At 63.2% G+C, this 16,201-nt stretch carries 11 protein-coding genes; 8 read left to right on the top strand and 3 right to left on the bottom strand.

The annotated features are described in order from the left end of the window. The coding region (locus AO716_RS05990) for an ISL3 family transposase (RefSeq protein ID WP_082413383.1) at positions 1–1,164 on the top strand (1,164 nt) is incomplete at its 5' end. Between the two features lie 175 nt (positions 1,165–1,339). On the opposite strand, the gene AO716_RS05985 is transcribed toward AO716_RS05990, so the two are convergent. From AO716_RS05985 to AO716_RS05975, 3 genes are read right to left on the bottom strand one after another with little or no spacing between them, the layout of a single operon-like run. Further along, complete coding sequence (locus tag AO716_RS05985) at positions 1,340–1,669, bottom strand: hypothetical protein (RefSeq protein WP_055240039.1); 330 nt, start codon at positions 1,667–1,669, stop codon at positions 1,340–1,342. Then, positions 1,666–2,817: a hypothetical protein gene (locus tag AO716_RS05980; protein ID WP_055240038.1), complete on the bottom strand. Its 1,152-nt coding sequence runs from the start codon at positions 2,815–2,817 to the stop codon at positions 1,666–1,668. The genes AO716_RS05985 and AO716_RS05980 overlap by 4 nt, the downstream gene beginning before the upstream one ends. 51 nt (positions 2,818–2,868) lie before the next feature. Then, on the bottom strand, positions 2,869–3,531 hold the full coding sequence (locus tag AO716_RS05975) for an NUDIX hydrolase (protein ID WP_055240037.1): 663 nt from the start codon (positions 3,529–3,531) through the stop codon (positions 2,869–2,871). A gap of 91 nt (positions 3,532–3,622) precedes the next feature. Here AO716_RS05975 and AO716_RS05970 point away from each other — a divergent pair, with 91 nt between their 5' ends. The 7 genes from AO716_RS05970 (at position 3,623) to AO716_RS05940 (ending at position 16,007) form a co-directional block, all read left to right on the top strand. After that, on the top strand, positions 3,623–4,570 hold the full coding sequence (locus tag AO716_RS05970; RefSeq protein ID WP_055240036.1) for an ARPP-1 family domain-containing protein: 948 nt from the start codon (positions 3,623–3,625) through the stop codon (positions 4,568–4,570). A gap of 11 nt (positions 4,571–4,581) precedes the next feature. Further along, positions 4,582–6,057, top strand: a complete 1,476-nt coding sequence (locus AO716_RS05965; RefSeq protein ID WP_235472014.1) for an ADP-ribosylglycohydrolase family protein — start codon at positions 4,582–4,584, stop codon at positions 6,055–6,057. A 70-nt stretch (positions 6,058–6,127) separates the two neighbouring features. After that, positions 6,128–7,378 (top strand): hypothetical protein, encoded by a 1,251-nt coding sequence (locus AO716_RS05960; RefSeq protein ID WP_152969879.1) that lies wholly within the window; start codon positions 6,128–6,130, stop codon positions 7,376–7,378. A 330-nt stretch (positions 7,379–7,708) separates the two neighbouring features. Then, a complete protein-coding gene (locus AO716_RS05955) occupies positions 7,709–8,467 on the top strand; it encodes a ribonuclease HI (protein WP_160317912.1) in 759 nt (252 codons plus the stop codon). A 103-nt stretch (positions 8,468–8,570) separates the two neighbouring features. Then, a complete protein-coding gene (locus AO716_RS05950; protein ID WP_152969878.1) occupies positions 8,571–11,420 on the top strand; it encodes a PD-(D/E)XK nuclease family protein in 2,850 nt (949 codons plus the stop codon). After that, a complete protein-coding gene (locus tag AO716_RS05945; RefSeq protein ID WP_055240031.1) occupies positions 11,417–14,722 on the top strand; it encodes a UvrD-helicase domain-containing protein in 3,306 nt (1,101 codons plus the stop codon). Before AO716_RS05950 ends, AO716_RS05945 begins: the two co-directional genes overlap by 4 nt. After that, positions 14,715–16,007: a GIY-YIG nuclease family protein gene (locus tag AO716_RS05940; protein ID WP_055240030.1), complete on the top strand. Its 1,293-nt coding sequence runs from the start codon at positions 14,715–14,717 to the stop codon at positions 16,005–16,007. Before AO716_RS05945 ends, AO716_RS05940 begins: the two co-directional genes overlap by 8 nt. Positions 16,008–16,201: the final 194 nt, after the last annotated feature.

The raw sequence follows: 16,201 nt of genomic DNA, 5'->3' as shown, positions 1-16,201 counted from the left end.
GAGGCCGGTTGCCCGTCCTGCGGGGTGATCAGCACCCGGGTTCATTCCCGCCGATCCCAGCGCCTGCGTGACGTCCCCGTCGCGGGCCCGGTTGAAGTGCTCTGGGCCAAGCGGAGATTCTTTTGTGGCGAGTATTTGTGTCCCCGCCGAACCTTCACCGAGGAGACCGCCCAAGTCCCGCGCCGGGCCCGGTCCACCCGCCGGCTCCGTGAGGCCCTGGTATCGGCTGTGATCGGATCCGGACGAGCCGCGGCGGAAGCTGCCTCCTCGTTCGGCGTCTCGTGGTGGCTGGTCCAGCGCGCGCTGGACACCGCGGCACTGACGCTGCCTGACGTTGATGCACTGGCCCCGCGGATGCTCGGCATCGATGAACACCGCTACCGGTCAGTGCGGTTCTTCCGCGACCCGGCCACCAAAGCCTGGAAACGCTACGAACCCTGGATGACCACCATTGTCGATCTCGATAGCGGAAAGGTCCTGGGCATCGTGGACGGCCGTGACAGCCAAGGAGTCGGTGACTGGCTCTTCGCCCGGCCCCTCCAATGGCGCCTGGGTGTTCAGGTGGTCGCGATCGATCCGTCAGCAGCGTTCCGAAAGGCCCTGCGGATGTGGCTGCCGCGCACCGCGGTCTCCGTCGATGCGTTCCACCTGGTCAAGCTTGGCAACGACATGCTCACCGAAGTCCGGCAACGCCTCACCCAGCAGGTCCACGGCCGGCGGGGACGATCCATCGACCCGGTCTGGGCCAACCGGCGGCTGCTCCTGCGCGCCGGGGACACGCTCTCAGAGCGGGCCAGGGACAGGCTGAACACCGTCTTCGCCACGGACGATGCCACCGGGAAGCTGCAGGCGGCTTGGCTGGTCAAAGAACAGCTGCGGGCCTTGCTTGCCACCGGATCCCTTGCCGACGCGGCAGCCGCGAAAGACCGACTGCAGACTCTGGTCGAACAATCCGCGCAGCCAGAAACGAACCGGCTCTGGCGCACCGTCTGCCGATGGTGGAAAGAGATCGAAGTCCTTATCGTCACTGGTGCGACAACAGCGAAAGTTGAGGCAAACAACACGGCTATCAAACACATCAAAAGGACGGGCCGGGGGTTCACCAACGCACGCAACTACAAAACGCGTATCCTGTTGCGCAGTGCCGCCAGAACAGTGGCATGAACACCCATCACGGCAGAACACTCACCACGAACCGTGAAGAGCCGCGTAAGCAAACACTGACGACCGCCGAGCGCTTGCTGAGGGAACCTTGTTCGGTCAGCAAGCGCCCGTCCGGGTCGCTCATGTCAACGAGCGTTCCAAAGCTCGCCTCGCAGACCGCGCCTCGTTTTGGCCCCTAGGAGGTCGCCTCTGGCCAGTCGCGCGCGTATTCGTCGGCGACTTGAGGCCAGATTATCTGGAGCCCATCGGCGACTGATTCAATTACCTCGGCTGGCGCCCCGGAGATGACAAAATCGTGTGGGATAACCCTTCCCGCCCTGTCCGTTCGCCCTTCCGGATCTAGAAACCTCAGTGCAACCCTGTGGCTAGCCCGGCGACAGACCTCGGGCTCATCCTCCAAGCCGGCAAAGGCCTCTTGATAAACAGGCAGCGGGTCCTCGAACCCACCATCCCGGAGGAACTTGAAACCCCATGCCCGCCCCCGGGTCGCCCAAATGAGGCTCATCTGCGACTCCTCAGAAGGATGCCGTCCTCTTCCGCCTGGTCCAAGTCCATCTTGAAACGGGTCAACGTCGCGGCAAGGTACTCTCGCTTAGCCATAGCGTCAGCATTCATTTCTCTCACCTTGTCCCCGGCCAAATTCACCGCACTGTTGAGAACGCTCGGGCCGATCAAGTTAGCCAGGTGGCCGATGGGGCCAGGAATATTCAGCTTGCGCCCAGACACGGCAGCTGCCAAAGCTCCGACCCCACCCAATAGATTCTCGACAACTTTCCTGGGGAGTTGCATAGCATGAGCCCACTTGGCATGCCGCTCGAACGGGAGTATGGCTGCCATCGGTTGGATTAATTCGATGCCGATGCGCTTGTCGACTTCAATCCCGCCCCCGTTGAACCGCGCGGATGAGAAGAGAACGAAATCCTCCCCCACTGACAGAGCGTCACTTCCGTCTACCAGTTCGGCCAGTACCTTTCGCAGCGCATCCATGTCGTCACAGGCCTTCTCAATAAGAAGATCCCGGAACCTAAATACATCCATGTCTGGCAACAAATCGGCTTTGGAGAGGGCCATCACCCAGATACGAGGAAAATCTGCAATTGGTTTCCCGTCCTCCAGCAGACCGTCTTTCAACGACAAGAGACCATTCCGGAAGTTTGCCATCAACGATTTCAGGTACCGCTCTTCTTCACCCGCGTTGTCCAACAGGCGCTGGGCATCAACCAGCAGGAATGCCACATCAGACCCAAGGAGGGACTTAAATGCGTCAACTCGATGCAGAGCTTCGGTGGACCCGCTTACCCCCTGCTCAAACCATTCCCCGGGGTAGTCATGCCAAACCAGACGCAGAGCATCGAACGGCTGGCCCCTAAAGGCCTTGGCCTTCGCACCTTCCTTCAACCTGATAGAAAAACTGTACGAGGCAGCCGTGAACTTCGTTAGCATGGGCAGACGATTTGAATCGCGCATTCCCAAGTAATTGCGGTGTAAACGAGCGCCTTGGCCAATATCGTCTGCCACCACGTGGAACAAGTTCTTTTGCAGGTAGGCAGGCTCTTGGGTAGCCCCGTAAAACGAGGAAAGCATGACTGTCTTTCCGCTGCCGCTCTCGCCAAACACTGCAATCTGTTGCTCTAATGCTCTGCTCAATTTCATACGAGAAGCCTACGCGGGCAAAAAGCCACTCCTGGACTGACTGAACAAACCCTAGCGTCCCCGCCGCCACAGCCGCGAAGGCCGGCCGCGGGTGCCGTCGGACATCTCCCCCGTCCCCATCAGCTGCGGCTCCATCTGGCGCCGGAAGGTATCGCGCATCAGAGACCGCCCAGCGACCGCCTCATGCAGATCCCGGAGCTCCTTCAACGTGAAAGGTTGCTCCAACAGCCCTGCGGGGTCCGGCACGCGCGCATAATCCTGCCGCAGCCGGTCGACCGCCAGGAGCACCATCTCCGCGTGGCCGTAGGGAAGGCCGGCAATAAGCTCCGCGTCCGGTGTCACCGAAGCCAGCCGGACGTCGTCGGATTCCAGCGGCTTCTCTAGTTCGCGGAACGGAACCGCGTCCAGGTGGGCCACTGACAAGGTCCAGCCTCGGTCGTCACGGCCAGGGTCGTCGAAGACGTGTAGCTGTTGAGGAACCCTCCCCTCAATTCCTGCTTTGTCCCGGAGCGAGCGCAGGACGGCAGCTGCCAGGGTTTCGCGTTCTCTCAGGAAAGTGCCCGGCAGCGCCCACTCCCCGGGATGGTGCTTCTCCCGCCGGCGCACGAGCAGGACCTTCAGCGCGCCGTCGTCGACAGTCAGCGCAGCAGTGTCCACGGCCACGGACGGCCGTGGAAAGTCCAGCAGGGAGGACGGGGGTCGAGACTCACTCATACCTGCATTTATCTCAATGTTGCGCAAAAGATGCAACCGGCGCATACTGAAAGAAGTTAGCGCGAATCTGCGCTAAAGGAAGGAGTTCGCCATGAAGATTCCACAGCTCCACGTAGGTGCCGGCACCGCCGTCGGACCGGTCACCATCTTTCCCGTCTGGACTGCCGGAGGCGGACGGCTCGGCATCAGCACCGGATTGAAAGCCGACATCGCAGTGTCCGAGCTGACATCCGGCGCAAGGGTGGGCAATCTGACCATCCTGAATAAAGGAAAAACCAACGCCCTGTTGCTCGAAGGAGAGCTGCTGGAGGGAGGCCAGCAGCACCGTACCTGCGCCCGGGATGTGCTCATCGCCCCCGGCGAATCCATGGATGTTGAGACCTTTTGTGTTGAGGCCGGGCGCTGGGAGGCAGGCCAGAGCATCCACCGCCGCCTTGCACGAAGGGCACCCCTGAGTGTCCGGTCCGAGCTGGTCTATGCCGGCGCGGCACCGGGACGTGACAGCCAGGCACAGATCTGGGAACGGGTCCGGCGGTTTGATGCCGCCCGCGGCCCCTCGGCCACCAGCTCCCTCCCGGAGCATCTGGACCGCTTTGGCGGGAACACACGGCACCACTCCGTACCTCAGATTCCGAAACCCCTCGAAGGGCAGCGCGGAGTGGTGATCGGGATTGCCGGGCAGCCGCTGCTGCTGGAAGTCTTCGGTACCGCGACGCTGTTCCGCCAGCACTACCGCCAGCTCATCGAGGCTGTACTGCTGGACGCGGAGCTGCTGCTGCCCGATTCAGCGCGGAACGCCCCACCGATGCCGGGGCAGGCTGCCCGGGACCTGGCAGCAATCGCCGGTCCCATGGATTTCGGCGAATTCTACGGCTGCGGCGGCGCCCGGCGGCATGACACCATGCGCAGCCGGGTCATCAGCGGAACCCGCGGACCCGTCCGCGCCTCGGGCATCGCGGTCAACCTCCCCGACCGGGAACCTGAGATTGTCCACGTGAGCTACTGGAACACCAACCACCCCCTGATGGAGGCCGTATGAACCTAAACTCTTTGCAGAATGATCGCGCCGCCGGCGTTCTCGTGGCCCTGGCGGCAGGCGATGCCCTCGGCGCGGGATACGAATTCGGTCCCCCGCTCACCGACGGCGCCGACGTCTGCATGAAGGGCGGCGGCCCGTTCGGGTTCGAGCCGGCCGAATGGACCGACGATACGTCAATGGCAATCCCTATCGCCGAAGCGCTGCTGGAATACGGCGCGGCCCCCGCCGCTTTTGATGCCGTGGTCCAGGCCTGGACGGACTGGGCGCGCGACGGGAAGGACGTCGGAGCGCAGACACGAACGGTGATTTCAGCAGCTTCCCGCGCAGCGGATAAGGATCGCCGAACCGTGACTGCTGGGGATTTCGCGGAAGCCGCCGCGGAGTTTCATGGTCGCTCAGGCCGCAGCGCCGGCAACGGGTCACTGATGCGCACCGCGCCGCTGGCGCTGGCCTACCTGCACCGGGATCCCACCGATTTGATGACGGCCGCCGTCGGACTGAGTGCCTTGACCCATTATGAATACGATGCGGGTGAGGCTTGCGGACTATGGTGCATCGCCATCCGCCAGGCCGTCCTGACCGGGCAGCTGGATCTCCGGGCTGGCCTGGCTCTGCTGGAAACGGGCCGCGCGGACCTGTGGCGGAAGCGCATCGAAACGGCTGAGAGGTCCCGTCCCCGAGACTTCGCTCAAAATGGCTGGGTAGTTGAAGCGCTGCAGGGTGCCTGGAGCGCCATCACATCCACCGGCGCCTCGCCCGCTGGGCCGCAGCATCTTCGCGCTGCCCTGGAAGAAGCAGTCCGCGGCGGAAACGACACGGACACTGTGGCGGCGATCGCTGGGTCGCTGCTCGGCGCTGTCTATGGGTTCTCGGCCGTGCCGTTCGAGTGGCGCCGTCGGCTGCACGGCTGGCCGGGGCTGCGCACCCGTGACCTTATGATTCTGGGCGCCGAGCTGGCTGCTGGAAAGGGCAAGCAGAACTACATCTGGCCACGGACCGGGCACCAGGACTACAGCGGCCGGAGCCGCACCGACGCGCTGGTACAGCACCCGGACGACGACGGCGTATGGCTGGGTGGGGTGGGTGCACTCTGCAGGACGGAGGAGCTGGGCATCGATGCGGTGGTCAGCCTGTGCCGCCTGGGAACCGAAGACGTCACCGGCATTGCCCCGGAGAACCAGGCAACATTCTGGCTAGTCGATTCGGCATCCCCCGAGTCCAATGCCGCCGCTGCGCACGTGCTGAATGAGGCTGCGGCCGCCGTCGAGCTCTTCCGGGCTGAGGGCAGAACCGTCCTGGTTCACTGTGTGCGGGCGGAGTCCCGGACTCCAAGCGTCGCCGCCCTATACGGCGCGCGGGTGGCAGGCGGGTCGGCACTGGATGCCTCGAAGCGGGTTCTGCGGGCACTCCCCCGCGCCAATCCGAACCCCGCGTTCCGGGAGGTGCTCGCGGCTCAGGACGCGGACGCGGGGTCGACACCGGCCTAGTGAACGAGCAATGTCAGAGCCGCCCCCTAATGTATGCAGCATGAGCTAGTTCACATCCGAAGGGAGCTTGATGGCAGCAGTAGGGATGGGCGGCTCCGGAACCGGAGCTTCAGAACCGACCGGCGTGAGTGCTCTGCCGGCCGTTCAAGTCAACGCGTGCATCGGGCCTGCCCCGGTGTATGACCTCGTTGAGGAATACCGCCGCGGTGCCCCGCTTCGCGAGATCGCATTTTCATCAGGGCTCGGGTTGGAGATCCTGTGCCGGGAACTTGCGTACCGGCACAGTTCTGGGCCCCTGCATCTGCAGCGGTCCAAGGCGGTGCGGCGCGCTGTTCAAAAAGCAGAGAAGAGCATCGTGGATAACCTGCGGCTTATTCACCAGCTGCGGGATACGGACATCACGCCACGCGAAATCCCCATCGTCCTTCAGTCCCTTGGCCGTATCGAAGACGTCGATTACGTTGGCGACCTGCTTGAGTACCCAAGGCCGCCCTCGAGTGAGCCCTACAAGACGGAACGTCCTCGGCCTACTGCAGCAGACCGCATCTCGCTGCTCTACGTGACCGGGATCCATCACGGGATTGAACCGGATCACCAGCTGGCTCTGGCCAGGATCTCGCCGGAGACTGTCGCGGGGTTCCGTCAATTGTTCCCCGACTCGTTCTCCTACCGCCGGTTTGCCGACTTCCTGGCAGTTGCAGAAACCACGGCCCTAGCCATCCGAGCCCGCACCGTTACCCACCTTTCCTATGCCGATTACGTCAGTTGCGCGGACACGATCCGGCGGCGCCTCGGAACGATCACCGTGGACGGCGCCGCGCCGTGGCCTGTATCTGGCCCCGACCTGCGCCGCCGGCTGGGCGACACATACTGGGACGACACCCTTAGGAGTGCAGGCCTGAAGGTCATGCACAGTCAGGACCTGTTCCATCATGACGATTTCGTAGATGCGTTGGACGCGTTCGTCGAAGAAGCCACAGACATGGAACTTCCCCTCACCCTTGGGTCCTACGACGCTTGGTACATCGCCGAACAGGCCTGCTCGCAGAATCGTCCTTCCGCAGTTGAGGTCATTCAGCGCTTCGGAACCTGGGAGAGTGCGCTGAAGCTAGTCGGGGGTCCACCTGAGGAAAAGGAGGACGGGACACGGACCTGCCCCGTATGCGGCGAGGAGGCGTGGCCGATAGTTCTCGGAATGTGGTTCCCGGATCCAGACAACCCGAATCCCAAGGTCATCCACACGGGGTGCGTCGTGACCGATGAAACGCCGAAGCACCGGTGGCAGTGCATGAACCAGTCCTGCGGTTTCGGCTGGTCCTAAGCTCTTCTGCCCTGACCCAGGGGAGCTCAGGAGTTACAAAAAATTCTTAGCGCCTGCTCCTAGCTGCAATGTCAGAGGCGCCCCCTACTGTGAACCACATCTCCTGCCAGTGCCGGAGGTCACCCCTTGTAATGCGTTGTCGACTACCGCCAGGAGGCGCCGATGTCCTACCCCGTCCCTGTTCCGCCCACGCACCGCCTCATGTCTGCCGAAGAGGTGTTGAAACTCCGCAGTGGAGTATCCGTACGTATCAGTCCAAAACACGGGCGTCTCTTCTGGGCGGTCACCAGAACAGAGGGCGCAAAGTTGCTGGCCGTCGAATCAGGGTCAGTGGAAGCGTCGGCCGCTGGCACACGCAACCGCAGCCTGTTCAGTCAGGTTCGCGCCGCCGTCGTGCGCCACCTGCGCAGCTCCACAGAACCTGTGTTCTGCGATGACGAGAACACAGCCGAGGGGCTCCGCGCGGCGGGGCTCACGGCCAGCCACACTTATCCTCCTGCAGCAGCGATCGTGGCACTGGACGAAGCACTGTGCCGGGACATCCAAGTACTCCACGCCCGGTGCACCATCACCGCGGATTCGTCCCGCGGCAGAACCTCGCCTTGGCTCGGCCACGGCTGGCTGGTTGATTTTGGTTCCCAGTCCCGCCTGGTCCTCGGCCAGAAGGCGTCTCGGGGTTCGAGCATTCTGGAGGGTGAACTGCGTTCTATCCGCTTGGGGCTCCAGGCGGCCAGGAACACTTATGCGGGGTCGATGCTGGGAGAAACGGAGATCACCGTCCGTTCTGACAGCCAGCTCGCGCTGCGGATGCTGACTGATCCAGGTTTTGAACCTCCCTCGGCCAACCGTTTCTGCCGGGAAGAAGTGGCACGCATCCTGCACTGTGTCAGGTTCTCCTCAGTCACCTTCAGCTGGGTCCGCGGGCACAACGGCGACCCCCACAACACCGCGGCCGACCGTTTGGCCGTCCTCGCCCGCCGGGCACAGGAAGCGGAGCTTGGCCACGAAGAAACGTTGCGTCTCGCTGAACAGGTCCGGTTGGACGTCGCCGTCGATATCCGCCGCTCTTCCATGGCGCTGGCCGCCTAATAGTTGCCTGAGGAGGAACGATGCGCAACAACACGGACACATCATCCGTCCACAAGAGCGCCGACTGCTAGGTTGAAGTCACTTAATAACAAGGGGGAGTTTGTTGAGTACTGCTACAGATCCGGACGTGCGTCCGGGCACCCGGAGCTTTGGCCGCATGGCCGATCTGCTGAAGGAGCTGGCCGACACCGTTGCTGCCGCCCAAGAGAGCGGACCGCTCCAGCCCGTCACGGTCATCGCCCCCTCCCATTCCGCCGCCCTGGATGTGGCCCACTACCTTGGACGGGTCAGCAACGGCGGGCGCGGAAGTGCCGGCGTTCGTCTCCTTACTCTTCGTGACCTCGCCGACGAAATCGCCGCTGCCCGCGGACAGCTAGCCCGCCGTGTGCCTCTTCCTGGAGTAGTCCGTGAAGGCGCCATCACAGCCGTCCTGACTGAAGCACCCGGTTTGTTTTCCGAGGTTGCCGGCCAGCCTGCCACGGCGCGCGCCGTGGCCGAGACCTCAGCAGTCCTTGATTCCGTTTGTCCAGCAGACATCGACCGGTTGCCGCCGCTGGTAGCGGAGGTTGCCCGAATCCATCGGAAGGCTGCTGCAGCACTAACTTCCCGCTGGTATACCGACCACGATCTCTTCACAGCCGCAGCAGCTGCCCTGGACAGCCCCCAAATCCTGAAGCGGCTGGGAACCGTCTTGGCCGTCCAGCCCGCTGCGGACCGAGATCCGTCTGCCGCGGCCTTTCGGACGTCACTGGTGCAGCATGCCGGGCTGATCCAGTTCACCGCTGCAGCACCTCCACTTCCCGGCCAGATGGTCCTCAGCGCTTCCGACGCCGATGACGAGGCCCGCGCCGTCGTCCGTCTGGTCGCCGACAAGCTTGCCGCAGGAGTCCCTGGACACCGCATCGGGGTTTTCTACTCGGCAGCGGATCCCTATCGAGCCCTGCTGGCCCAGCGCCTGCATGAAGCCGGAATCGAATTCGTCGGTACGGGTTCTCACGGCCTGGCCGACACCTCCCTCGGGCGCGGGGTCACCAGGCTACTGAGCCTCGATCCTGCGGCTCCGGACCTGCGCATAATCCTGGATGTCATGGCACAAGGGAGCCTCCACTGGCAGAACGGTTCCCTGCCCAGCAGCGCAGCCTGTGAACGCCTGCATGCTCATCCCCCGGCCGAAGCAGAAGAAAATGACGACGACTCCGAATTGTCCGGTTACGAAGTGCAGCGGCAGCAGGATTACGCCAGCTTTATGGAGTTTGCGGCCGTCCTCGGTGAACGTCTGACCGAGGTATTCTCAGCCGCAGGATGGGCTGACGCAGCAGACGCTCTGACCAGATTCGTTGCCGAATTCTTCGCTCCGCGGTCCCAGGCAGAGCGTCCGGAGGTAGCCAAGGCAGGCGAGGACCTTCTGCAGGTCATCCGGGAGCTCGAGCTGCTGCAGGGTATTGCGCCGGCCCCCACCCCGGCCGCGGTTCGGTCCACCATGGAGCGGGGCATCTCCTCGCACCATTTCTGGCATGGCTCCAGCGGTACGGGTGTGGTTCTGGGCTCCTACGACGACGGCGTCGGAAGGGATCTCGATGTCAGCTTCATCCTGGGTGCCGCCGACGGACTGGCACCGGCACGCATCCGGGAGAACCCCCTGCTGCCCGATTCCATCGGCGAGCTTCTCGAAGCCCCGCTCCCGACCATCCATGAACGTACGGCTGCTCTAAAAGAGCAATTCCGGCGGCTGCTCGCGACCGGCACGGAACGGACCATCCTGTTTCCGCGCGGAAGCCTGCGCTCCGGAGGCACCTACTCCCCTTCCCGCTGGCTCGACGGCGCGGAGCCCAGTCATCTGCCGTCCTTTGCGCATGGGCTGACGCAGGGAGCTCCCACCGGCAGACCCGCCACCGCCCAGGAATGGAGGGTGCGCACCCTGCTTGCCAACGACGCCGTCGACGACGCCGTCCTGAAGTCTTCACTTGAAGCCCGGTCACATCGCCGCGACGGAACGTTCTCCCGGTTCAACGGCGATCTCTCCGGGGTAGCCGGTCAGGTCGTCGATCCGCAGAAGCCGATCTCCCCCACCCACCTTGAAGACTGGGTCATCAGTCCGCTCACCTACCTCCTGCGCCGCGTGCTCCGGGCGGAACTCTTTGAAGACGTAACGCTGGAAGTCCAGATCAGCAAGATGCAGCGCGGCAACCTGATGCACCAGGTGCTGGAGGATTATGTCCGCGGGCTGGCTCTCGGCACCCACCCGGTCTCTTCCGAACGCCTGCTGAAACTCGCCGAGGATGCTTTCGCTGCCACCGCCAACCCTGCGTGGCTGAAACACACGTGGGAGCGTGACCAGTCACGGATCCGGGCCGATCTTCTGAAGTCCCATGTGACCGACGACCGCGAGCGGGGCAACGGCTGGCAGCACGTGGCCGTGGAAGCCGAGTTTGGCGGCTCCGCGGGTGACCCCCCGGTGGAGTTGAAGCTCTCCGATGGGTCTACGGTGCTGTTCCGGGGCAAGGTGGACAGGGTCGACCGGCACAGCGACGGCCGGGTCCGTGTGATCGACTACAAGAGCGGCAAATCCGATAAGTACAAAGATCTCAGTCCGGACAACCCGACCGCTGGCGGCACCCGATTTCAGCTGCCCGTCTATGGACTGTTCGCTCGACGTTTCCAGCAGGACACCGGCGTTGAAGTCCTGGCCGAGTACCGGTTCCTCTCCTCGGCCGCAAAGAAACCGACCGTAGGCTACGCGGTGGGTCCCGACGTCGTTGCCACACTGCGTGAGGACGTCGGGCTCATCATGAATGCGATGCGCGCCGGCATCTTCCCGCCACGCCCTGAATCGGACCGGTATACCAACCACACCACGCTGATGGGCGCCGCCGGGGTGCGGCATATCTGGGAACAGCTCAAATCCGACCCAGCGCTCAGCGACTATTCACGGTTCTTTCAGGAGGAAAAATGAACACCGCCGTCCACATTCCCCTGAAGGATCAGGATCACCGCACCCTCATCGCCACCGAACTGGATACCACGGTATTCGTAGAGGCAGGTGCCGGCAGCGGCAAAACGCACGCCATGGTTGAACGCATCGCCGCTCTGGTGGAAAGCGGAGTGGGCATCGGCAGCATTGCCGCAATTACCTTCACCGAAAAGGCCGCCGGAGAGCTCCGGGAACGGCTGCGCAAAACGCTGGAGCTGCGCATCTCGGCGGACGGTGGTTCCCACAGCCTTTTCAGCACGGCCCTGGACCGCTTGGATGCAGCTCCCATCGGAACCATTCATTCCTTCGCGGCTCGGCTCATCAGCGAGTACCCGATCGAAGCCGGTGTGCCGCCGCTGATCACCGTGGTCGATGAGCTCCGCGGCCAGCTCGCCTTTGAACGCCGATGGGAGACAGCTCAGCAGGCAGTGTTCACCGATCCCGCCGCCGACGGCGCATTGCGGGTCCTGCTGGCCCTCGGCATCACCCTGGATCAGCTGCGCAGCGTAGCCAAGGAACTGGACTCCAACTGGGACCGGCTCCGGGACCACCCGCCTGTCGGGCAGACCGTACCCAGGCTCGATGTCGGTCCACTGCTGCGCGCTGCGGAATTGGTTCTGGAGAACAAATCACTCTGCACTGATCCGGCGGATGCACTGATGGCCCGCTTCCCGGTGGTTGAAGACTGGCGCAGCAGGCTGCAGGAAGTCGGCGGCTCCGGAGACCTCGGCCGCACCATCGATGTCCTGGAAGCCCTTCCGCCCACGGGCTACGCAAGAAAGGGTGCCAAGAAGAACTGGGCCGTCGATGTTGAATCCGTCCGGCAACAGTTCAAGGACCTCGTAGAAATGCGCGACGAGCTCGTTGCAACGCTGGTGGCTCCCGCGGTGGAGACAATCAGCTCCATCATGGCTCTGGTCCTGCTGGACGCTGCCCGCACCCGCCAGCGCAGTGGTGAACTGGAGTATCACGACCTGCTGGTTCACGCTCGTGACCTTTTGGTCGGCGAAAGTGACGAGCAGGCACCCGCGCGGCGTCCTCTGCAGCAGCGGTACACCCATCTAATGCTCGACGAATTCCAGGATACCGACCCGGTTCAGGCCGAGATTGCTGTCCGGTTGGCCGCCTCCGCAGGCTGCGGGCCTGATGGATGGGAGAAGCTGCCGGTTCCGGCCGGACGGCTCTTTACCGTCGGAGACCCCAAGCAATCCATCTACCGGTTCCGGCGCGCTGACATCGCCACTTTCCTGGCCGCCCGCGGACGGGCAGAGCTCGATGCTGGATCGCAGATCGCCAGTCTGCAGACCAATTTCCGGTCAACCACCGGGCTGCTCGACTGGATCAACACCGTGTTCGGGACACTTATCCATGCCAACGGAACGGTCCAGCCACCCTATGCGCCGCTGAATCCGGCACCTAGCCGGCCGATCTGGACAGCTGACGGTGCGGGCCCAGCCGTCGCCGTCATTGGCCGCAGCGGTGCTCTCCCAAACGGCGACGGTAAGGTCACGGCCGCCGACCGCAGCCGGCAGGAAGCTGCCGATGTGGCTTCAGCCATCCTGCTTGCCACCGGCAGCGCCGGTGGTTCCGCGTGGCAGCATGAAGGCGGCCAGTCCGATGGTTTCCGCCGTCGTGCTCTGGAGCTCAAAGACATCTGTATCCTCCTGCCCACCAGAACTGCCCTGCCCTACATCGAAGATGCACTGGACGCGGCGGGCATCGAGTACCGCGCGGAGGCCTCCTCACTGGTGTATGCCACTCAGGAAGTCACCGATTTGCTCCTGGCACTGCGTGCCCTGGCCAACACCGCTGACCAGGCGGCGCTGGTACTCACCCTGCGTTCTGCGCCCTTTGCCTGCGGAGACGACGACCTATTCCGATGGAAACAAGCCGGCGGTTCCTGGAACCTTTATGCGCCGGCCCCCGACGGGCAGGAGACCTCAGCAGTGGGTTCGGCAATGGCCTATCTCGCTGCACTGCACCGGGAGCTGCCGGTTCTCTCCCCCGCGGAGCTGCTGGAACGCGTCGCCGCTGACCGGCGCGTGCTGGAGGCAGCGACAGACACCCCGCGCTACCGCGATGTCTGGCGCCGGATCCGTTTCGTCTCTGATCAGGCACGCGCCTGGACCGAAGCTACTCACGGCGGACTGCGTGACTATCTGGCGTGGGCTGCGTCTCAGCAGGAGGAGAACGCCCGGGTTAAAGAGTCAATGGTGCCCGAAACCGATCTCGCCGCCGTTCGAATCATGACCATCCATGCCTCCAAGGGGCTGGAGTTTCCGATGGTCATTCTGGCCGGTGCAGGTTCCGCGCCCCGCTCCTCGAAGGCTTTGGCCCTCTGGGACAGCAGCGGCAGGGCACTGGTGCACTTTGTCTCAGACATCGAAAGCCCCGGTTATGCCGAGGCCTCCGAGGCGGAGAAAGAATTTGCAGACGCGGAACGACGCCGCTTGCTTTACGTCGCCTGCACCCGGGCCGAAAGCCACCTTGTGGTCTCACACTACAGCGGATCAGAAAGCAGCCTCAGTGGTCTGCTGGCGTCAGTGAACGACGACGAGGAACTGGCTCCCGATCTGGTGCTCCCGGCTGAACTGGTTCCGCTGTCCAAGGAACCGATGCCCCCTGCGCACGTGCCTCCGTACCCTGACTGGGCGGCAGAACGGGAGGGCTGGATGAAGCAGTCTTCCTTGGAATCCCGGACTTCCGTGACTGCCCTCGCCAAGGGCAAGGACGTGTCCGCGGAATACGGCACCTCGGTGTCATTCGTCGTCCCGGAGGAATCAGCTGAGGATCTGCCAGGGTTCGCAGGCGCTCCAGCAGAACATGGACCGGCCTTCGGTACCGCCTTACACCGGCTTCTCGAGCTGACGGATCTGGAGCTGACTCCATCGCTTCCGGAGCTCGCTGCCGGCGTCGCCGCTGCTGCGGGTCTGCGAATCGTGCAGGATTTGGAGGCTTCCGCACGCTCCGCTCTGGAGTCGGAACCCGTCCGTCGGGCCGCTGAGCGTGAGCACTGGCTGGAGCTGCCGGTTGTGGTCTCGGAAGGTGACCGCACCGTGGAGGGAATCATCGACCTCATGTACCGAGAGGACGACGGCACCCTGGTCATTGCGGACTTCAAGACCGACATCAGCGTTGGCCAGGAACAGCTGGCGGCTTACTGGCGCCAGCTCGGAAGCTACGCCCGAATGGTGGAGCGCATTACTCAAGACAAGGTCAATGCATTGGTCCTGATCTTCTGCCGGGCAGATGGAGCTCAGGTACTAAGGAGGACCCGTGGATAACCGTCCCATACATGACCAGCGAATCATCGAGCAGGTCGCATCCCTATTGGGGTATTACGTCTACATCCTGATTGATCCACGGGGTAACCAGCCGTTTTATGTCGGCAAGGGAACCAAGGTCAGGCTACTGTCGCACGGTCTCGCCGCTGAGGCGCTGACCTCTCCGGAGGATGAGCCCTCCGGAGAGCATTCGCGCAAGATCGACCGCATACTCGACATCCGTGCGGCCGGACTGGAGCCGCAGATCTGGATCCTGCGTTACGGAATGTCCGCCAGCGAGTACACAGCTGCCGAAGCGGTAGCGATCGATCTTCTAATGTCATTCCAGCTCGCACCCGTTCAACCTGCCTACCCCTTGGAGACGAGCTCACAGTTAACGAACGCCCGCCGCGAAGCCAGCCGAGAGCACGGAATTAGGACCTTGGACAGTCTCGTCGCCGAGTTCGCCGCGCCTGTACTGGAGTCTGAAGACGAACCGCTGCTTCTGATCACTCTCAAAAATTGGCACGATGAACCGCTGCAAACACCAGGGGGAACGATCCGCTCCGGGTACGGTTTCAAGGCATCCTGGTTCAACCCCGAGACGCTGAAAATGGAGATCGATCAGCTGGCGGACTCCGTGCGCTGCTGGTGGAAGCTCAATCAGGATCGAGTTGAGAAGGAAAACATCCAGCATGTCGTTGCTGTACACCGTGGTGTGACCCGTGCATTGTTTGAAATTGTGCCGGGGACGTGGGAGACGAACGAACACGGACGTCGCGGTTTCCAGGTCAAACCGGTCTTCGAAGGAACGCTCTATGAGGGCGTCATCGGCCCCTATGGGCACCGCACTCCCAAAAAGCAGGCGGGAGACCAGAGCACCATCAACTATTGGCCCCGCCGCGTTCCTGCATCGGCCGAAAAGATCTGGGACGTTGCCCACGAGCGTCTGGTTGAGGACATTCGATGGCTGAAGGATGGCGACTTCACCTCCGTCGAGTACCACGTGGAAACCGCCAACGGTCTCTCCCCCTATGCTCAGGTCGCCCGGGAAGATGACTACTACTGGTGCGAAATCGTCTCGGAGGAGTTTTTGCCGGGCTCAGTCTGGCCGCTTGACGAAGACGCCCTCCGCAACGCCGGGTGGAGTGCACCTGACCAGGATTGCCCCAACTGGTACAGCCAGCGCTACGGCGCGGAAGCAGCGTCAGCTGCAGTGCTCTACGGACTCCGACACGGCCGAGCATGCTCTGACCCCGAACGTCTGCGATGGCGCTTGGCCACCACCCCCTCAGACGGGGGATAAGCCGCATCACGTGGCCAAAACCCTGCGTCCGCCTTCGAGGAGAGGACTCCGTGCCTACGTTTGGTGTGTTCGCTTCATCCCGCAGTGGCTTTACCAGCAAGGACACAAACAGGGCATCAGCTGGTTGCCAGTAGCCTCAATCAAGCGATTCGCGAACGTCTGGGACGGACCCGCACAGAGCGCCATACGGGAGT

It is taken from the genome of Arthrobacter sp. Edens01 (assembly GCF_001307035.1).
In the GTDB taxonomy this organism is placed as follows: Bacteria; Actinomycetota; Actinomycetes; order Actinomycetales; family Micrococcaceae; genus Arthrobacter_B.
This window is presented reverse-complemented; position numbering and strand designations above follow the sequence as displayed.